19 protein-coding genes are annotated in these 20,588 nt (G+C 32.2%); 17 read left to right on the forward strand and 2 right to left on the reverse strand.

All coding sequences use genetic code 11. From position 1 onward, the window contains the following. The first annotated feature begins 53 nt into the window (after positions 1 to 53). Together ACE83Q_RS01645 and holA are read left to right on the forward strand one after the other, a co-directional pair. Entirely contained in the window at positions 54 to 2,234 is a 2,181-nt protein-coding gene (locus ACE83Q_RS01645; RefSeq protein ID WP_409022788.1) for a DNA internalization-related competence protein ComEC/Rec2, read from the forward strand. A gap of 5 nt (positions 2,235 to 2,239) precedes the next feature. After that, positions 2,240 to 3,265 carry a DNA polymerase III subunit delta gene (gene holA, locus ACE83Q_RS01650; protein WP_409022403.1) on the forward strand — a complete coding sequence of 342 codons (1,026 nt, stop codon included), beginning with the start codon at positions 2,240 to 2,242 and terminating at the stop codon, positions 3,263 to 3,265. Between the two features lie 51 nt (positions 3,266 to 3,316). Here the strand turns inward: holA and rpsT are convergent, their stop codons facing one another. Beyond that, the gene (gene rpsT, locus ACE83Q_RS01655) at positions 3,317 to 3,571 is read right to left on the reverse strand and encodes a 30S ribosomal protein S20 (protein ID WP_409022404.1); all 255 of its coding nucleotides are present in this window, start codon (positions 3,569 to 3,571) and stop codon (positions 3,317 to 3,319) included. Between the two features lie 281 nt (positions 3,572 to 3,852). Between rpsT and rpsO the strand changes: the two genes are divergently transcribed. The 12 genes from rpsO to ACE83Q_RS01715 all read left to right on the forward strand — a co-directional run bounded on the left by rpsO (position 3,853) and on the right by ACE83Q_RS01715 (position 16,024). Beyond that, on the forward strand, positions 3,853 to 4,122 hold the full coding sequence (gene rpsO / locus ACE83Q_RS01660) for a 30S ribosomal protein S15 (protein WP_409022405.1): 270 nt from the start codon (positions 3,853 to 3,855) through the stop codon (positions 4,120 to 4,122). A gap of 147 nt (positions 4,123 to 4,269) precedes the next feature. Then, a complete protein-coding gene (locus tag ACE83Q_RS01665; protein WP_409022406.1) occupies positions 4,270 to 5,319 on the forward strand; it encodes an aspartate-semialdehyde dehydrogenase in 1,050 nt (349 codons plus the stop codon). Positions 5,320 to 5,342: 23 nt separating this feature from the next. Beyond that, positions 5,343 to 6,212 (forward strand): 4-hydroxy-tetrahydrodipicolinate synthase, encoded by an 870-nt coding sequence (gene dapA, locus ACE83Q_RS01670; RefSeq protein ID WP_409022407.1) that lies wholly within the window; start codon positions 5,343 to 5,345, stop codon positions 6,210 to 6,212. A 20-nt stretch (positions 6,213 to 6,232) separates the two neighbouring features. Next, the gene (locus ACE83Q_RS01675) at positions 6,233 to 7,960 is read left to right on the forward strand and encodes a ribonuclease J (protein ID WP_409022408.1); all 1,728 of its coding nucleotides are present in this window, start codon (positions 6,233 to 6,235) and stop codon (positions 7,958 to 7,960) included. A gap of 58 nt (positions 7,961 to 8,018) precedes the next feature. After that, positions 8,019 to 8,939: a hypothetical protein gene (locus ACE83Q_RS01680; RefSeq protein WP_409022409.1), complete on the forward strand. Its 921-nt coding sequence runs from the start codon at positions 8,019 to 8,021 to the stop codon at positions 8,937 to 8,939. A 315-nt stretch (positions 8,940 to 9,254) separates the two neighbouring features. After that, the gene (tuf, locus tag ACE83Q_RS01685; protein WP_409022410.1) at positions 9,255 to 10,442 is read left to right on the forward strand and encodes an elongation factor Tu; all 1,188 of its coding nucleotides are present in this window, start codon (positions 9,255 to 9,257) and stop codon (positions 10,440 to 10,442) included. A gap of 149 nt (positions 10,443 to 10,591) precedes the next feature. Then, on the forward strand, positions 10,592 to 11,890 hold the full coding sequence (gene tig / locus ACE83Q_RS01690; RefSeq protein WP_409022411.1) for a trigger factor: 1,299 nt from the start codon (positions 10,592 to 10,594) through the stop codon (positions 11,888 to 11,890). A 173-nt stretch (positions 11,891 to 12,063) separates the two neighbouring features. Continuing rightward, complete coding sequence (gene clpX / locus ACE83Q_RS01695) at positions 12,064 to 13,323, forward strand: ATP-dependent Clp protease ATP-binding subunit ClpX (protein WP_409022412.1); 1,260 nt, start codon at positions 12,064 to 12,066, stop codon at positions 13,321 to 13,323. Positions 13,324 to 13,461: 138 nt separating this feature from the next. Next, on the forward strand, positions 13,462 to 14,529 hold the full coding sequence (locus tag ACE83Q_RS01700) for a DUF916 and DUF3324 domain-containing protein (protein ID WP_409022413.1): 1,068 nt from the start codon (positions 13,462 to 13,464) through the stop codon (positions 14,527 to 14,529). Positions 14,530 to 14,584: 55 nt separating this feature from the next. Next, entirely contained in the window at positions 14,585 to 15,016 is a 432-nt protein-coding gene (locus ACE83Q_RS01705; RefSeq protein WP_409022414.1) for a hypothetical protein, read from the forward strand. Between the two features lie 119 nt (positions 15,017 to 15,135). Continuing rightward, a complete protein-coding gene (gene yihA / locus ACE83Q_RS01710) occupies positions 15,136 to 15,741 on the forward strand; it encodes a ribosome biogenesis GTP-binding protein YihA/YsxC (RefSeq protein WP_409022415.1) in 606 nt (201 codons plus the stop codon). Then, complete coding sequence (locus ACE83Q_RS01715; RefSeq protein WP_409022416.1) at positions 15,731 to 16,024, forward strand: nucleoside triphosphate pyrophosphohydrolase family protein; 294 nt, start codon at positions 15,731 to 15,733, stop codon at positions 16,022 to 16,024. Before yihA ends, ACE83Q_RS01715 begins: the two co-directional genes overlap by 11 nt. A gap of 38 nt (positions 16,025 to 16,062) precedes the next feature. Here ACE83Q_RS01715 and ACE83Q_RS01720 read toward each other — a convergent pair whose 3' ends face one another. Then, entirely contained in the window at positions 16,063 to 16,215 is a 153-nt protein-coding gene (locus ACE83Q_RS01720; RefSeq protein ID WP_409022417.1) for an SPJ_0845 family protein, read from the reverse strand. A gap of 202 nt (positions 16,216 to 16,417) precedes the next feature. Here ACE83Q_RS01720 and ACE83Q_RS01725 point away from each other — a divergent pair, with 202 nt between their 5' ends. From ACE83Q_RS01725 to uvrC, 3 genes are all read left to right on the forward strand, one after another. After that, positions 16,418 to 17,878, forward strand: coding sequence for an ABC transporter substrate-binding protein/permease (locus tag ACE83Q_RS01725; protein WP_409022418.1), 1,461 nt, complete (start codon positions 16,418 to 16,420; stop codon positions 17,876 to 17,878). Then, positions 17,871 to 18,605 carry an amino acid ABC transporter ATP-binding protein gene (locus tag ACE83Q_RS01730; protein WP_409022419.1) on the forward strand — a complete coding sequence of 245 codons (735 nt, stop codon included), beginning with the start codon at positions 17,871 to 17,873 and terminating at the stop codon, positions 18,603 to 18,605. The genes ACE83Q_RS01725 and ACE83Q_RS01730 overlap by 8 nt, the downstream gene beginning before the upstream one ends. A gap of 109 nt (positions 18,606 to 18,714) precedes the next feature. Continuing rightward, positions 18,715 to 20,484, forward strand: coding sequence for an excinuclease ABC subunit UvrC (uvrC, locus tag ACE83Q_RS01735; RefSeq protein ID WP_409022420.1), 1,770 nt, complete (start codon positions 18,715 to 18,717; stop codon positions 20,482 to 20,484). Positions 20,485 to 20,588: the final 104 nt, after the last annotated feature.

A 20,588-nucleotide genomic window follows, 5' to 3' on the forward strand; every position in this document is an offset into this window, starting at 1 on the left:
TAGTTATTGGAATAACAAGTTTATATGTTGTAAATTACAATCCTATTTGGATTATTTTTGCTATCGTTATTTTTATACGAATTATTACGTTAAAACGTTCGATAACTTTTTATATTTGTTGTGTCTGTATTTTAATTTTTGGTATTTATTTTTACAGCAATGCGAAGGAAATTCAGAAGCAAGTTGTAGTTGAAAAAGAGGTACAAGATGTTAATGTGAAAATTTACCCTGATGATTATTCAATCAATGGTGATTTGGTTAGTTTTGATGGACAAATAATTTCTAATTCACAAAAAATTCGAGGATTTTATAGTTGTAAGTCACAAAATGAACTCAATAAGATTAAACGTAATAAACAGACTAAAATTATAAACGTCGATGCTAAGCTACAAAAAATTAAATCAGCGACAAATGAAAACGAGTTTGATTATCAAAGTTTTATGCGAACTAAATCAATTTACAATAGTATGACTATTATAAAAGTTAATAACAGTGAAAAAAATGTCATAAATTTATCGCTTGAATCCGTGATAAGTAAGTTACATGAATTACGAGCAGAATTAAAAAATTATTTTAATTCTTTATCCAGTCCGTTAGATAAATTTTTGAATGCTTTGGTAATTGGTGATAAGACTCAGGAATTCAATCAGGATCTAGCCTCTATAAGACAATTAGGATTAATTCATTTATTCTGTTTATCGGGTTTACATGTATATTATTTTGTGATGTTAATAAGAACGTTAGGAAATAGACTATTAATTCCTCGTGAGACAGTAGCCAAAGGATTACTTTTTTTACTTCCATGCTATTTAGTTATTGCAGGGGAATCTAGTAGTTTACGACGTGCAATTTTTATGTGTATGGTTCAACTTATTTGTGAACTAATTGATAAACCTGTCCAAGGGATTACGGTTTGGTGTTTCGCTTTGTTAATAGGATTGGTGATTGAACCACAAGTACTGTTCACATTTGGCGGTCAGTTGAGCTATCTAATGTCATTACTACTAATCTTTATGGAGAATAAAGGTACTTTTGAATCAGGTATTTGGCTAAACTTATTTAGTTTGCCATTTATTTTTTTCAACGTTTATCAGTGGAATGTTCTATCAATTGTACTTAGTATTTTTATTATTCCTATTTTTGAATTCTTAATCCTACCAATTGTAATTTTTGGAGGAATGGTTGGGATTCATTTTAAGGTTGTTATGGATGGGATAAATACTGTATTAAAAACGTTTATTTATTTTTTTGATGAACTAGCACGTTTACCATTAACGATAACGTTTGGTAAACCCAGTTTAAATATGTGCGTGTTATTTTTTATTTGCACCTTAACATGTTTTTTACATCCTTCGTGTATTAAACGATGGGCAATATTAGTTAGTTTCTATGTTATGGTATTTCTATGGATCCATTTTCCGATTCGGCAAGAAGTTGTTTTTTTTGACATTGGTCAAGGGGATTCAACATTGATAAGAAAGCCGTTTAATAGGCAAATTACATTAGTAGATACAGGCGGTAAAGTTCATTTTAAGATGGATAGCTGGCGAACCAGAAAGGAGTATCAAACTTCTGGTGAAAAAATTATTACTAATTATTTATTAAGCAAAGGAATCAGTCATATAGACTATTTATATTTGACGCATCAAGATGCAGATCATATAGGTAATTTTCCGTCTATATTAACCAAAATAGACGTCGATAGAATGATTGTTCCATCTGGAATGGAACAACTGCCACAATTCATTAAAAAAATAGAATCTACTCGACCGCCTAAAATGGTGATACCTATGACAGATAATAGTAAAAAACAGGATGCTGAATTGATGATTCTACATCCTTTTAATCAAGGTATAGGAAAAAACGAAGATTCTCTTGTTTTATTTGGAACAATCGGAAAATATAGCTATCTTATTACTGGCGATTTGGACCGAGCTGGTGAAAAAAAGGTTATTCAAAAATATCCCAATTTACAAATATCAATTCTTAAAACAGGTCATCATGGCAGTAAAACTGCGACTGATCCAATATTTATTGATCAAATAAAACCGAAGTTAGCGGTAATTTCTGCTGGTAAGAATAATAGATATGGCCACCCACATCAAGAAACATTAGATACCTTGAAAAAATATCGAATACCGTTTGTTAGTACAGCAGAGCATGGTATGATAAGAATCAGCAAGTTTCAAAATTATAAAGAAAAATTAGAAGTTTTTAACAATGAAAAGAGCTGATAAATATGAATTCACAGGCAATAATTTCAACGTTATCTCTTGAAAATGTGAAGCCAGTAAATCTTGTCTTAGGTAATGAGACTTATTTAATGGAAGATGTAAAAAAAGCATTTACTGAGTTGATACCTGAAGAAGAGAGAACGATGAATTTAGGTAAATATGATATGGAGGAGGTTCCGCTGGCTAAAGCATTAGATGATGCGATGTCTGTTCCTTTTTTTGGTGATAAGCGCTTAATTTTTATTCAAAATCCTTTTTTTCTAACGTCAGACACTAAAAAAAGAAAAATTGAACACAATATTGATGGTCTTTTATCTTATTTAGCTCATCCGGAACCAACAAGTATTGTAGTTATATTTGCGCCTTATAAAGAATTAGATGGTCGTAAAAAGATTAGTAAGATGCTTAAAAAATCTAGTCTAGTTATTGATAATCAACCGTTAAATGAGCGTGCAACGCGACAGTTTATAGCCCAAGAGATGGCTAACAAATCATTTGAAATAGATAAAAACGCTTTGGAATTATTTCTAGAAAGAACCAATACAGAATTATCAACAATCATGAATGAATTGCCAAAGTTATTTTTGTATAATTTTGAAACCCACCGAATTACATTATCATCTGTTGAAAATTTAGTTTCTAAAACTTTAGAACAAAATATATTTGATTTAGTAGATGTTGTTATTTCAAATAATATTGAAAAATCAGTAACGTTGTATCATGATTTAATTTTACAAAATGAAGAGCCAATTAAGATAAATGCAATATTATTGGGACAATTTAGATTATTATTACAAGTGAAAATTTTGCAAGATAAAGGTTACTCACAAGGAGATTTAGCTAGTGTTTTAAAAGTGCATCCTTATCGAATTAAGTTGGCACTTCAAAAGATAAAGAAATTTAATAGAAGTGATTTGAGGAAAATATATTTAGCGTTAATTGATTTAGAAAAAGCAATGAAGACGACACAACAAGATCAAGAAGGATTATTCTCATTATTTATGCTTCAAATTAATCGTATAGATGTATAAAATAAAAAATACCCAGTAGATTATTAATCTACTGGGTATTTTTCTGAAAACTTATTTAGCGTAACGAGCAGCCATACGAGACTTATCACGAGCAGCTTTGTTTTCTTTGATCAAACCTTTAGAATGTGCTTTGTCGATTGCAGTAATAGCAGCTTTGTATAAAGCATCTACATTATCGGCACCAGCAGTCTTAGCTTGTTCAAACTTCTTTACAGCAGTACGCATTGTGCTTAATTGAGCAGCATTTTTAACGTTTGCTTTTTCATTCGTTTTTACACGTTTAATTGCAGATTGAATAATTGGCATTTAAGTCACCTCCACTTATCATGATCACCTTATTGGTTCTCAACAAATATTTCAACAACCATTATTATACCTAACCAAATTAGTTAATGCAATGAAAACTTGTAAAGGATTTTTACTTGATAGTAATAATTAGATAAGAGAAGTTATAAAAAACTTGCAATATACTCTAAATTTTAGTAAAGTTAGATTTGTTCCAAGTAACCTTTAACTTAGTTTGTTGACGTCTCACCGACGACTTACTCGGTTTTAGGCATTTAGATTCAGAAAGGTGGGAAACACTAATGGCAATTACAAATGAAAAGAAAACAGAAATTATGAACGAATATGCTCGTCAAGAAGGCGATACAGGTTCTGCTGAAGTACAAATCGCTGTACTTACTGCAGATATCGTTGAATTGAATGCACATATCGGCGTTCATAAAAAAGATTTCGCTTCACAACGTGGTTTGATGAAGAAAATCGGACATCGTCGTAACCTTTTAGCATATTTACGTAACAAAGATATTCAACGTTACCGTGAATTGATCCAACGCTTAGGTCTTCGTCGTTAAAACTAAAAGCAAAACTCTTATTAAGAGTTTTGCTTTTTTTATTTTTAAAATTTAAGATATGTCTACTATAAGTGAGTTAAATGTAAAACGTTCATAAATTTTATGGTATAATTGAGATTCAAATAAAGAAAAAGAAGGTTTTTTTCAATGGACGGATATAGAGTTGCGGTTGTCGGTGCTACAGGCGCTGTTGGAACACGAATGATTCAAATGCTAGAAAAAACAAGTTTACCCATCAATAGTATTAAATATTTGGCATCTAAACGTTCTGCAGGACAAGTATTAAAATTTAAAGGTCAGGATGTTATCGTAGAAGAAACAACATCTGATTCTTTTGAGAATGTTGATTTGGCTCTATTTTCTGCTGGCGGTAGTGTATCTAAAAAGTTTGCACCTGAAGCAATTAAACGTGGTGCAGTTGTTGTAGATAACACTAGTGCGTTTAGAATGGATCCTGATGTCCCACTAGTAGTTCCTGAAGTTAATGAACAGGCACTTTATGAACACAAAGGACTAATTGCTAACCCAAATTGTTCAACTATCCAAATGGTAGTTGCACTAGAACCGATTCGTAAAAATTACGGTTTAAAGAAGGTTGTTGTTACAACAATGCAAGCTGTTAGTGGTGCTGGAAACTTAGCTATTCAAGAATTAAAAGATGAAACACAAGCTTATCTTGATGGCGAAGAAATGGAAGCAAAGATTTTACCAGCTTCTGGTGATAAAAAGCATTATCCAATTGCGTTTAATCCACTACCACAAATTGATGTTTTTGAAGACACAGGTTATACACATGAAGAATGGAAAATGATTCATGAAACGAAGAAAATAATGTCTAATCAAGATATTCAAGTTACTGCAACATGTGTACGTGTACCAGTTGTTGTTAGCCATTCGGAATCTGTTTGGTTTGAAGTTGAAAGTCATGATGCTTCTGTTAAACAAATTCAAAATATTCTTGCAGATGCACCCGGTGTGGTTTTACAAGATAATCCGGAACAACAGATATATCCACAAGCAATTAATGCCACTGGTAAGAAAGATACATTTGTTGGTCGTGTTAGAGCTGATTTAGAACAGGATAATGCTTTCCAATTATGGGTCGTTTCAGATAATTTGTTAAAAGGTGCTGCATGGAATTCAGTTCAAATTGCTGAAAAATTGCATGAATTAGATTTATTAAGAGTTCCAAAGTAAAAAGAAAGGAGTGAATTAAGCGAATGTTTGAAAATGTAGATATAATGACAGCTATGGTCACACCATTTAATGATCAGAATCAAGTGGATGAAGATCGCTTAATTAAATTAATTGAACATTTAATTTTAACAGGTTCAAAAGGTATCCTGGTTAATGGTACTACGGGCGAATCACCTACGTTGAATCATTCTGAAAAATTAAATTTGATTAAAAAAACAGTGGCAATAGTTAATGGTAGAGTTCCAATTATGGCTGGTACAGGATCAAATAATACTATGGAGACAATTGATTTTACCAATGAGGTTGCCGCTATTACTGGTGTGGACGCAGCTTTAGTTGTTGTGCCATACTATAATAAGCCTAATCGAAAAGGTATGATTGCTCATTTTGAAGCAGTTGCAAATGCTTCGAAATTGCCTATTTTCATTTATAATATTCCAGGTCGTACAGGCGTAACTATGACTGTTGAAACAATTGTTAAGTTATCTAATAATAATCATATTATTGGTATTAAAGATTGTACAGGTAGTGAAAATTTAAGTCGTATTGTTGAACAAACACCAGATGATTTCTTGGTGTATACTGGTGAAGATACGGATAGTTTGACTGCAAAAATCTTAGGAGCAAGTGGTGTTATTTCTGTTGCAAGCCATATATTTGGTATTGAAATGACTAAAATGTATCAAGCTGTACAAGATGGAAATATTAAGCTTGCAGGAGATATTCAAAGAGAGTTGACGCCAAAAATGGCTGCACTTTTTTCTCTTCCATCTCCTGGACCAGCTAAAGCAGCTTTAAATTACAAGGGTATCTTAGTAGGTGGGTGTCGTTTACCAATAGAGGCATTAACTGAAAATGAAATAAATCAACTAGTGAAAATACTAAAAATATAAAATATGTAAGAGGTGAAGTAATGAGTAAAGTTAAAATAATTCCACTTGGTGGCGTTCGAGAAAATGGTAAAAATATGTATGTCGTTGAAGTGGATGATGATCTATTTATTTTTGATTCTGGATTAATGTATCCAGAAAATGGCTTATTAGGGATTGATATTGTAATTCCTGATTTTAGTTATTTGAGAGAAAATAAAGAACGAATTGTAGGTGTTTTCTTAACACATGGGCATGCAGATGCAATTGGTGCATTACCATACTTTGTGAGTGAATTTGATGTGCCTGTTTTTGGATCAGAATTAACAATTGCATTAGCAAAAATTAATATAGAAAATGATCCTAAGGCAAGTAAATTTTCTGATTTTCACGTTGTTAATGATCAGACTGAGATTGATTTTGGTAAAACGACAATTTCATTCTTTAAAACGACCCATTCAATTCCTGAATCATTAGGAATCGTTTTAGGTACTGATGAAGGGCAGATTGTTTATACAGGTGATTTTAAGTTCGATCAAGCTGCGGCACCAGTTTACCAAACAGATTTTGGACGTTTAGCTGAGATTGGTAAGAATGGTGTTTTAGCGTTATTAAGTGATTCAGCTAATGCTGAGAACCCATTCCCAACAGTCAATGAAAGTGCAATTGACGAATATATTAATGAAACATTTGAATATCAAAAAGGTCGTATTATTGTTGCCTGTGTGGCATCAAATATATTACGAGTACAACAGATATTAAATGCTGCAAAGGAAAGTCATCGAAAAGTTATATTAACAGGACATGATGTTGAAAAAATCGTTAAAACAGCTATGGATTTGAAGAAATTAGTTCTTCCTGATGAAAATTTAATTGTTCCAATGAGTGATATTAGCAAATATGACGATGATCAACTAATTATATTGGAAACAGGTAAAATGGGTGAACCTTTAAAATCATTACAGCGAATGGCTTTAAATCAACATTCAACTGTTAATATTCATGAAGGAGATCTTGTTTTCATTACGACAACAACGTCAAAAGCTATGGAAACTAATGTGGCAAAGACAAGAGATCTCATTTACCGAGCAGGAGCTGATGTGAAAGCAATTTCTGATGAATTAAATTCTTCAGGTCATGCTGGTCAAAATGATTTACAACTAATGATCAATTTAATGAAACCAAAATACCTGGTTCCAATTCAAGGTGAATATCGATTACTTGCGGCACATGCTGATTTAGCACATACATTAGGAATGCCATATGATCATATCTTTATTACTGGTAAGGGTGATGTTTTAAGTTATTCTGAAGGAAAAATGAATTTAGGATCACAAGTTGAAGCAGGAAATACCATGATTGATGGTATTGGTGTTGGCGATATTGGAAATATTGTATTGAGAGATCGTAAAATACTTTCTGAAGATGGTATTTTTATTGCAGTCGTCACAATTGATCGTAAAAAGAAGAAAATCATTAATAAGCCTAAAATTACATCAAGAGGATTTGTTTATACAAAAACGAGCCTTGATTTAATTGAAAAGAGTGCTGAAATTGTGTCAGAAACAGTACAAGATAATTTGAACAATAAAGAATTTGATTGGGGACATTTAAAACAAGATGTTCGTGAAAAAATGAGTCATTTCCTATATGAACAAACAAAACGACGTCCAGTTATTTTACCTGTTATTATGGAAATTAATCAGTATCATAGAAAATCAACAAAGTCTAAAGAAGTTAAACCGGCGGAAACAAAAAATAACGAAAAATAATCAAAAAGGGATAACACAAATGTTGTTATCCTTTTTTTTAGAATAAATAGAGGATATTATGGCAGAAATTATTCCGTTTCCCGACCAAGAGAAACAAAATTATCAGTTAGCAAAAAGGGCTGTAAGTGACAAAAATTATCAACTAGCATCACAATTGTTCACAAAAAATTATGATGGTCATCGTAGTTTTAAAAATAATAAATTATTGGTTAATTCTCTAGTTTTGGATGCTCAATTTCAAGAAGCGTTAATTATCGCTGACGAATTTTATAGCGATTACTTAAAACGTGGGGATCAATTTGCAGTTTATTTAAATATACTATTAAAAAACAATAAATTTATTCGAGCTTGGCAATTGGTTAAAGAGCAACCTTTTGCCACATCACTAGTTTTGGATGCTGAAAATGAATACCGTGAAAAATTCGATAAACAACTTAGACAAAATGAACGTCAATTTTCACACTTAGGTTCAGTGGACTTTTTTGGACAGCAACAAATTGTTCAAAGTGGACTGGTACTACCTAAAAATGAATTCTTAGATGCTTGTCAAAAAATATTTATGGATAAAGACGTACATCCAATTATAAAATCAAGTGTATTGCAAGAGGTGCAAAAGATACCTAATAATATTGAAATAATAAACTATTTATGGGTTGATGGAACTCAGAAAAAAATTGACGTAAAAAAATTAGTTGCAAATGAAAATGAACCTGTATTACTGACAATTAATCAATTAACAAAAAATGATGAGGGAACTATTGATGTTCAAATGAATAATTCTTTAAATCATATGTTAAATTTAAAATTGGGGATGATTTATCCTTTTGCAAGTGAGTTTTTGGGTATTGAGAAAGAATGGATTGAATTAGTAAAGAGTGAGTTAGGTATGGAATCCACTTTTAAAAGGACTGAAAATTTAACGTATATGGTTGAATTAAATGCATTACTTTCGAAAGAATTAACTGAAATTATGAATTAATGATTAGGTAAAGCTAGCCGTTTACAGTAATCTATGATATTCTAATAAAGAATCCAAAATTTCACTTAGATTTAGTTGTATGAGCGTAGATTTAACCAGGTTATTTTAAGACGAGATAAAAAGTTTCAGTATTCTTTAAATAGGTATTTACAAAACTCTAAACAGTCTATATAATATTTTAAGGATTCTTCTTTATTTGATGATAATGTATTTTGTTATTAAATAAAGAAGTAGTATAATAAAAACAAAGAATCATCAGGGTTAGATTTTCTAAAACTGTTTTATTCTTACAAAAACACTAGGAGGCTCTTATTCATGGCAAAAGAACATTACGAACGAACAAAACCCCATGTTAATATTGGTACTATTGGACATGTCGATCATGGGAAGACAACTTTAACAGCTGCAATTAGTAAAGTATTATCAGACAACGGTTTCGGTGAAGCAGCAGATTTCGCTTCAATCGATGCTGCACCTGAAGAACGTGAACGTGGTATTACTATCAATACTGCCCATGTTGAATACGAAACAGCTGCACGTCATTACGCACATATCGATGCTCCAGGACATGCTGATTACGTTAAAAACATGATCACTGGTGCTGCACAAATGGATGGTGCTATCTTAGTTGTAGCCGCAACTGATGGCCCTATGCCTCAAACACGTGAACATATCTTACTTGCTCGCCAAGTTGGTGTTGATTACCTTATCGTGTTCTTAAACAAAACTGATTTGGTTGATGATGAAGAATTATTAGACCTTGTAGAAATGGAAGTTCGTGAATTATTAAGCGAATATGATTTCCCAGGCGATGATATTCCTGTTATCCGCGGTTCAGCTCTTAAAGCCCTTGAAGGCGATCCAGAAGCTGTAAAACAAGTTGAATTATTAATGGATACTGTTGATTCATACATCCCAACACCAGTTCGTCCTACAGACCAACCATTCTTAATGCCAGTTGAAGATGTATTTACAATTACTGGTCGTGGAACTGTTGCTTCAGGTCGTATCGATCGTGGTACAGTTAAAGTCGGAGACGATATTGAAATTGTTGGTTTACATGAAGATGTTCTTAAAACAACAGTTACAGGTATCGAAATGTTCCGTAAAACACTTGACGAAGGTGAAGCCGGCGATAACGTTGGTGCTTTACTCCGTGGTGTTGATCGCGAACAAATCGAACGTGGACAAGTTCTTGCACAACCTGGTTCAATCAAAACTCACAAATTATTCAAAGGCGAAGTTTATATCCTTTCTAAGGAAGAAGGTGGACGTCATACTCCATTCTTCTCAAACTACCGTCCTCAATTCTTCTTCCATACAACTGATGTTACTGGTGTTATTGAATTACCAGAAGGTGTAGAAATGGTTATGCCTGGTGATAACGTTACATTTACAGTATCATTAATCGCCCCAGTTGCTATTGAAAAAGGTCTTAAATTTACTGTTCGTGAAGGTGGCCGTACTGTTGGTGCCGGAGTCGTTTCAGAAATTGATGATTAATTTTTAATTAATTAAAAAAAGAAATTCGGAAAGCTTTTGCTTTTCGAATTTTTTTTTATAACCATTTACAATCTAGTAATGATACGGTAAAATAGACAAGTATATAAATAGTACGAATATAAAATTTTTGTTCTACCGGAGGGAAAACAATGTCAGCAAAATTTGAAAAAACAGGTAAAAACAATGGAGAAATAACATTCGAAATTGAAACTGATAAAATTAAAGAAGGATTGGAAAAAGCTTTCTTAAAAGTTAAGAAAGATTTAACTGTTCCTGGATTCCGTAAAGGAAAAGTTTCACGTCAAGTATTTAACAGAATGTATGGTGAAGAATCATTATACGAAGATGCTTTAAACATTCTATTGCCAGAAGCATACGAAAAGGCACTTGAAGAAGTTAAAGTATCACCCGTTGATCAACCTGATATTAACATTGATAGTTTAGAAAAAGATTCTACATGGGTCCTTAAAGCTAAAGTTACACTTCAACCAGAAGTTGAATTAGGTGACTATAAAGGATTAACTGTTCCTAAACAATCACGTCGAGTAACTAAAAAAGACGTAGAAGATAGTTTAGAAGCAAAACGTCAACAACAAGCTGAACTTGTACTTAAAGAAGACGAAGCAGCTATTTCTGGCGACACTGTTATCATTGATTTTGAAGGTAAAGTTGATGGCGTTGCATTTGATGGTGGAAAATCAGAAAATTATACTCTTGAATTAGGTTCAAATTCATTTATTCCTGGATTTGAAGACCAATTGGTAGGACATAAAGCTGGAGAGGATGTTGACGTAAAAGTTACATTCCCTGAAGATTACCAAGCTGAAGACTTACGTGGTAAAGAAGCAGTATTTGCTGTTAAAGTTCATGAAGTCAAAGGCAAAGAACTTCCAGAAATGGATGATGAATTTGCTAAAGATGTTGATGAAGAAGTTAATACGCTTGAAGAATTACAAGCAAAAACAAAAGATCAAATTAAAGAAACAAAAGAAGCTGCAGCTAAGGAAGCAATTCAAGATGCAGCAATTGAATTAGCAGTTGATAATGCTAAAGTTGATGAAATTCCTAATTCAATGATTGAAGAAGATGTTCATCGCCAAATGGATCAATACCTTGCAAATATGCAACAACAAGGAATTGACACAAAGATGTACTTCCAATTAACAGGAACAAGTGAAGACGATTTACACAAACAATTTGAAGAAGGCGCAGAACGTCGTGTTAAAACAAATCTTGTGTTAGAAGCTATCGTTGCCGCTGAAAAAATTGAACCTTCTGAAGAAGAAGTTTCATCTGAAATATCAAACTTAGCAGAACAATATGGTATGGAAGAAGAAGCAGTTCGTTCTGCTCTTTCAGACGATATGGTAAAACATGATATTGCTATCAAGAAAGTTGTTGACGAGTTAGCTGACTCAGCAGTTGAAGAAGCAAAAATGAAAAAATAAATAATTAATCGGATATTTTGATTAATCATTTTGAATGAGATTGAAGCGAGTTTATTAGCTTCAATCTTTTTTGTTAAATACATTTGAACGTAAATATTCGCGAAATATTGCTTTATTTGGTACTATAGGTATGCATAAAGTAAAAGATGAGAAGAAAAATACGAGGTGGTAAAATGTTCGAAAATACTGAAGAAGGCGGACCCGTAAATTGTTCTTTTTGCGGTAAGTCACAAGATCAAGTAATGAAAATCGTTGCTGGACCTGGTGTTTATATTTGTAATGAATGTGTTGATTTATGTAAGGAAATTATCGACGAGGAATTCAGGGAACAAATGGATTCTGAACCATTACTTGTATTAAAACCACAAGCAATTATGAATAAATTGAATGATTATGTAATTGGGCAAGATCAATCTAAAAAAACGTTGTCAGTTGCGGTTTATAATCATTATAAACGAGTTAATCATATGCTTGAAGTTGACGAAGATAATGACGAAACAGAATTACAAAAAAGTAATATTTGTTTAGTTGGTCCTACGGGATCAGGTAAGACATATTTAGCACAAAGTTTAGCTAAAATTTTAAACGTACCATTTGCTATTGCAGATGCCACTACTTTAACTGAGGCTGGATATGTTGGTGAAGATGTTGAAAATATCCTTTTAAAATTATTGCAAAGTGCAGATTATGATGTTGCAAAAGCTGAAAAAGGAATTATCTACATTGATGAAATCGATAAAATTGCTAAGAAGAGTGAGAATGTTTCAATTACACGTGATGTATCAGGTGAGGGTGTTCAACAGGCACTTTTAAAGATTCTTGAAGGTACTATTGCAAGTGTTCCGCCTCAAGGTGGACGTAAGCACCCACAACAAGAATTAATTCAAATTGATACTAAGAATATTTTATTTATTGTTGGTGGAGCATTTGCTGGAATTGAAACAATGGTCAAAAATCGATTAGGCGATAAAACGATTGGTTTCGGTGCTGAATCTAATTCTGAAACTATTGATGAACAAAATAGTGTTATGCAACAAATCATTCCAGAAGATTTATTAAAATTTGGATTAATTCCTGAATTTGTTGGTCGTTTACCAATTATGACAGCTTTAGAAGAATTAAAAGAAGAAGATTTAGTTCGAATTTTAACGGAACCTAAAAATGCATTGGTTAAACAATATACAAAACTTGTTGAATTAGATGGTGTGACGCTTGAATTCGAACCTGAGGCATTGTCACGAGTTGCCGAACTTGCTATTAAGCGAGATACTGGGGCACGAGGTTTGCGATCTATTATTGAAGAAACAATGCGTGATGTTATGTTTGATATTCCAAGCCAAGAAGACATCGAGCGCGTAATTATCACTAAAGCAACAGTTGATCAAACTGATGGTCCTGTAATAATTAAAGGGAGCAAGAAAGCAGCATCTTAAAGTCTTGTTAGAGTATAGTCATTTAAAGACTGTCAAATATAGTGAGTACACTCTAAAAAAAAGACATAGTAATGAATATAAATGTAGTATAATGAATTTAAGGTTAATAATTTTAATAAATAATAAAGGGTGGACGTCATGAATAAAACAATAAAAAAAGCGATTTTGTTCGGATTTTCTGGGGTATTGTTGGGTGGACTTGGGTTATTCAATAAGTCTGTTGAAGCTAAGGCTCCTGCAAATAATATTGGGTACAGTGTTCAAAGTATTCAATCTGATAAACAAGTTAAAGCTAGTTTGAAACAATCATACTTTGATTTGAAATTGGATGCTAAGGAAAAAGAAACGATTTCAGTTAAAATCTTTAATTCATCAGACAAAGCATTAAAAATTCGTAATGCTGTTTATACAGCATCTACAAATGATAATGGTCAGCTTGAATATGCAAAAGAATTAGCAAAAAAGAATATTGATAAATCAATGAAATATCCTTTAGCTTCACTTACTAAGTTAGATTCAGGTAGTGTCGTAACAGTTCCTGCTAAAGGAAGTAAAATCGTTAAGGCTACAATTACTATGCCAAAAGATAGTTTCAACGGTGTTTTGTTAGGTAGCTGGTATTTTGAAAAAGTTGATAATTCAACTAAAGAAACAAGTAATAAAAAAGGGATTTCAATTTCAAATGCATATTCATATGCAATTGGAATTAAAATTTTAGAGAAGAAGACGGTTGAACCAAATATGAATTTATTATCAGTTAAAGCTGGTATGAGAAACTATCGTAAAGGTGTATTCCCTGTATTCCAAAACGATAAAGCCGTAATTATTCCTAAATTGACAATTAAATCTGAAATTATGAAAAAGGGTTCAACAGATGTTTTAGAAAATACAACATTAAAGAACCTATCAATGGCTCCTAATTCAAATTTCAAATTCCCAATGCTTTATGACAAGGGTCAATTAGAAGCTGGAGACTACACATTAAAGGCTGTAGCAACAAGTGGTAAAAACACTTGGAAATTCAATAAAAACTTCACAATTACAAATGATGATGCAAGTAAGTACAACAAAGATGCTATTGGAGATCCACAAAAAGCAACAAATCCGCTATGGTATGTTGCTTTAGGTCTTGGTCTCGCAATCCTAGTGATACTAATCTTTTTCCTTATTAAAAGATATGTTGATAAGAAAAAAGCTGATAAGTAAGTATTTAATATTATTATTTATTTTATTTTTCAGTATGCTCGTGACACTTAAAAGTGTGTCTGCAGACATAACATATGGGTACAGTACGTTACCTAATATGGTTAACAAATATGTTAAGAAAAATAATTCAGAATATGCAATTTATTCTGATAGTAATAATAGAGAATCACCTTATTTGCAAATAATCGCAACTGATGGATTGACACCATCATGGCAATTGAGAGGTAGGCTACAATATAAGTCAAACGATATTGTACATGTTGACTTATTTCGGCCAAAGTTACAGTCTGGATTAAAGAATATGCCAAGAACTTATGGTGATCTAATTTCTGGAGATTCAACTAATATAACAGCAAATGCTAAAGATAGTAGTGGGGAATATTTATTTTATTGGCCCAATACTTTAATTCAAATTTTGACAACGCATGTGGTAACATATTCGGAAGTACAAATAATTTGGATTATCCAAACGGCAGCAACAAAATAAAAGCTTTACAACATCGAATTATTTAATTCATGTTGTAAAGCTTTTTGATTCAGATTAAGTTACATTAACACATTTTTATATGGTAAAATGGTTTGAGTATTGAAAGGAAGGTGTTTAATATGGATGTTCATAATGTTGAACTTGTTATGAGTGCCGTTGCACCAGCACAGTATCCAACAGATGGTATTCCTGAGATTGCACTGTCAGGACGTTCTAATGTTGGAAAATCATCATTAATAAATACGTTAATAAATCGTAAAAGTTATGCGAGAACTTCTAGTCAGCCTGGAAAAACGCAAACATTGAACTTTTATAACGTGGAACAAAAATTATTTTTCGTAGATGTTCCAGGATATGGATATGCAAAAGTGTCAAAAACAGAACGTGCAAAGTGGGGACAAATGATTGAAACCTATTTAGCAGAACGTACTTCTTTAAGAGGGGTTATTTCATTAGTTGATGCTCGATATGAGCCAACAAAATTAGATGTTCAAATGGTTGATTTTCTTCATTATTACGATATTCCTGTATTGGTTGTTGCGACAAAGAGTGACAAAATTTCTCGTGGTAAGTGGAATCAACATGAGAGTATCATAAGACGTTCATTGTCTTTGACACCTGAAGATGATTTTGTTTTATTTTCGGCTCAAGACAAATCTGGAAAAGAAGAGATTTGGCAATGGATTGAAAGTCATACAGAACTAGGAGAAAAAAATGGAATTTAATGAATATCAAGAAGCAGCAAATCGCACGTTATATGGAACTGAACAAGTTTTAACAAATTGTGCATTAGGTGTTGCGGCTGAAGGTGGACAATTAGTTGATTTAATTAAAGATTATACTTTTAAAGGTCGAGAATTAGATAAAGTGAAATTAACTAAAGAAATGGGAGATGTACTTTGGTATTTATCCCAAATTGCTGAATGGGCCGATATTGAATTTGATGATGTTGCAAGAGATAATATTTTAAAATTAAATAAACGTTACCCAGATGGATTTAAAAAATAAAAAAATTCAGATAAGTTTATAAACTTATCTGAATTTTTTTATTTTTTAGGTTTCGATTCTTTAACATCAGAACTAGGCTTCTCTTCCGTTTCTGAAGACTTAAGTTCAACTTTAGCAGGATCTTTAGGGTCAAGTGCAAATTTATCAAATAAACTTTCCAAGTTATCTTGGCGTTGGATTTTTAAGCTCATAATTGTAGCCTCCTTATGTAAATATAGAATAACAGTTTATTAAAATGAATACAAGACAACTGATTAATGCATAAAAAGCGCTTTAAATAACTTTTATATGTATAAAATCATTTATTATGTGTATTTAATTGCATAAAAAATCTTTGTAGCATATAATCGATTTATTCACTAATAAGAGAAATTAAAAAAGAGGAGTAAATTGATGCAAATAAATAAAAAATGGTTTATAGGTATATTAATCGCATTTTTCATGATGTTAGTTGGTAGTAATCAAGTAAGTGCTGCAACTGATAACTCTCTACAGGATGTTAAGGATAAGGGAACGTTAGTACTTGGAACAAGTCCAGATTATCCACCCTATGAATTTCAAACAACAGTTAATGGCGATGATAAAATCGTTGGATTTGATATTTCAATTGCACAAAAAATTGCTAAAGACATTGGAGTTAAGTTAGTAATTAAGAAAATGGATTTTGACTCATTACTTGTTGGCTTAGAAACTAATAAAATTGATATGGTTATTTCAGGTATGAATCCATCGGATGATCGTAAAAAAAGTATTGATTTTTCAGATGTTTATTACAATGGAAAACAAATGATGTTGGTTAATAAGACTGATGAAGATAAATATAAGACTTTAAATGATTTTTCTGGGCTATCAGTCGGAGCTCAAACTGGATCGCTTCAATATACGATGAGTAAAGAACAAATAAAAAATGTGAATATTAAAGGGTTGGCTAAAGTAACCGATTTAATTTTAGCGCTTAAAAGTGGTAAGGTAGCGGGTGTTGCCATGGAAGAACCAACTGCTAAAGCATACGCACAAAATGATAGTTCATTAGCAGTTGTTAATCCTGGATTTATCTCAGCGCCTGATGCAAGGGGAGCTGCAGCCGGATTTGCAAAGAATTCCGATACTTTGGTGGCAGCTGTAAATAAGTCTATTAAAGAAATTAAAAAGAAAAATTTAATAAATACGACATATTTACCTGAGGCTAGTAATTATTTAACAAAAAATACATCGGATAACACAATGATTCACTATTGGAAATATTTTGCCAAAGGAATTGTTTATACTTTATTAATAACGGCGGTTTCAGTTATTGTTGGTGTTATATTAGGAACGTTGCTAGCACTCATGCGTTTGGGCAAAAATAAAGTGATTAAAGTAATTGCAGTATCCTACATTGAATTTGTTCGTGGAACGCCTCTAATGATTCAAGTGATGTTTGTGTACTTCGGTATTGGAATGTTAGTAAATATTCCAGCGCTAATTGCAGGTATTATTGCTGTATCGCTTAATTCAGGCGCATATATAGCTGAAGTAATACGATCGGGAATCTCTTCTGTTGATGATGGACAAATGGAAGCAGCAAGAAGTTTGGGGCTTTCACAGAAAGAGACGTATCAGTCTGTTATTATTCCACAAGCACTAAAAAATATTTGGCCAGCTCTGGGAAATGAATTTATTACATTAATAAAAGAAAGTTCAATTGTTTCTATTATTGGTGTGACTGATTTAATTTATCAGATGAAAATGGTTCAATCAGCTACTTATAAAGGTATTGCGCCTATCTTTGTTGCAATGTTAATTTACTTTGTTTTAACATTTAGCTTATCTAAATTATTAAATTACTTTGAAGGGAAGATGAAGCATGTCTAAAATTATTGAAGTTAATAAATTAAGAAAATCCTTTGGAAAAAATGATGTTTTAAAAGATATTTCTGAATCAGTTGATAAAGGACAGGTTATCTGTGTGATTGGACCATCAGGATCTGGTAAAAGTACCTTTTTACGTTGTCTGAATCTACTTGAAGTTCCTACATCAGGGGATATTTTATTCGAAGGTGAAAATTTAACAAGTTTAAATGAAAAAGACTTAAATCAATTAAGAGAAAAAATGGGGATGGTTTTTCAAGGTTTTAATTTGTTTCCAAATATGAATGTAATTGAGAATATAAAATTGGCTCCCATGAAAGTTAAAAATATATCAGATAAAGAGTCAGCTGATATAGCTACCAATTTATTAGAAAAAGTTGGATTAGCAGATAAGGCACTACAATATCCAGATAGTTTATCTGGTGGTCAAAAGCAACGAGTTGCGATTGCTAGAGCATTAGCCATGGATCCAGAAGTACTCTTATTCGATGAGCCAACTTCAGCATTAGATCCCGAAATGGTCGGAGAAGTACTTAAGGTTATGAAAACGTTGGCTAGTGACGGAATGACAATGGTAGTTGTGACACATGAAATGGGTTTTGCTAGAGAAGTAGCAGATCAAATTTGGTTTATGGATCAAGGATATATTCAAGAAAAAGGACGTCCAGAAGATGTTTTTGATCATCCGACGTCAGAACGTGCGCAAGATTTTTTATCAAAGATATTGTAAAAAAATAGATTTCAGATAGACTTCCGTCTATTTGGAATCTATTTTCTTTATTCAAACGCTTGTTCGGGGTATAATTAAAGAATATATTAACGTAAAGAAGGTGCCTCGATTGGCTTCAGAGCATATCGAAAATAAATTAGCATTATTACCAGCATTACCAGGATGCTATATCATGAAAAATTTAAATAGTCAGATTATTTATGTTGGAAAAGCAAAAAATTTAAAAAATCGGGTGCGTTCTTACTTCAAAAGTGCGCATGATGGAAAAACAGCTAAATTGGTTTCTCAAATTGTTGATTTTGAAACAATTATTACATCTACTGATAAAGAAGCATTTCTGTTGGAAATTACCTTAATTCAAAAACATCAGCCATATTATAATATAAAATTAAAGAAAGGTACTGGATATCCATATATTAAAATTACAAATGAAAAAGACCCAATGATGCAAATCGTTAGTCAGGTTAATAAGGATGGTGGATTTTATTTTGGTCCTTATCCAAATGTTTATGCAGCTCAGGAAACATTGCAGTTCTTACAAAAAGTTTATCCTTTAAGAAGATGCAATGGATTTCAGAAACGACCATGTTTGTATTATCATATGGGGCAATGTTTAGGATCTTGTTTTAAAGAAGTTCCGCATGAAAAATATGAGGCTCAAATAAAAAAAATCAAATCATTTTTAAATGGTAATGTAATTGTAGCAAAACAAAAACTAAAAAAAGAAATGAGTAAGGCAGCGGATGAAATGTTATTTGAACGTGCCGCTGAATTACGTGATCAAATTCATTTTATTGAAGTTACTGTTGAAAAACAAAAAATCATTTCAAATGATAATACACCTAGAGATTTGTTTAATTTCTATCTAGATAAAGGTTGGTTGTCAATTCAAGTTTTCTTTATTAGACAAGCACGATTAATGAAGCGCGAAAAAAGACTTTTTCCAATTGTAACAACGGCTGAAGAAGAAATGGCAACTTTTATCCTTCAGTTTTATAATCGAAAAAATAATGTGTTACCAAAAGAAATATTAGTTCCAGCAGGAATTGATACAGATATCTTATCTGATATCTTACAAGTACCAATCCGGACACCACAACGTGGGCAAAAAAGTGAACTTTTAAAATTAGCTAAGAAAAATGCTCGTTTAGTTCTTGAAGAAAAATTCAGATTACTAGAATTAGATGGGCGCAAAACAACTGGCGCCATGAAAGAAATTACAGACGCCATGGGGATTCCAGAAGGTCATCGAATAGAATCATTTGATCACTCACATATACAAGGAACTGATTTGGTATCAGCCATGGTTAGTTTTATTGATGGTAATCCTGAGAAGAGCGAATATCGCAAATATAAGTTGAATACAGTTGATCACGCGGATGAAGCGGCAAGTACACGTGAAGTTGTTCGCCGACGTTATACACGTCTTTTGAAGGAAGGTAAGCCTATGCCAGATTTAATTTTAATGGATGGTGCTGAAATACAAATAGAAGCTGCAAAAGACGTTTTAAGTAATGAATTAGATTTAATGATTCCAGTAGCGGGGATGGTTAAAAATAACAAGCATAAAACATCTGATTTAATGTTTGGTGATGCTGATCAAAGACTATCATTGGATCCAAAGAGTGAAGGGTTTTACCTTTTACAAAGGATTCAAGATGAAGTCCATCGATTTGCCATTACCTTTCATCGTCAAGTTCATTCAAAGAACTCACTTAGTTCTCGTTTAGATTCTATCCAGGGTGTTGGGCCAAAAACTAAAACAAAATTGTTAAAAGAATTTGGGTCAATGAAACATATTAAAGACGCTTCAATGGAAGAGTTACAAGGATTAGGTATTTCAAAGACAGTCGCACAAACAATAAAATTATCATTATAAATTTACAAAAGGAGTCCTTAATGACAGAGATTTATGTCATTAAGGACTCCTTTTTATTTTAAAATAAAGAAGAACTATCAGGTATTATCCTGATAGCTCTTTAG

Source organism: Dellaglioa kimchii (genome assembly GCF_046115505.1).
GTDB classification, from domain to species: Bacteria; Bacillota; Bacilli; order Lactobacillales; family Lactobacillaceae; genus Dellaglioa; species Dellaglioa kimchii.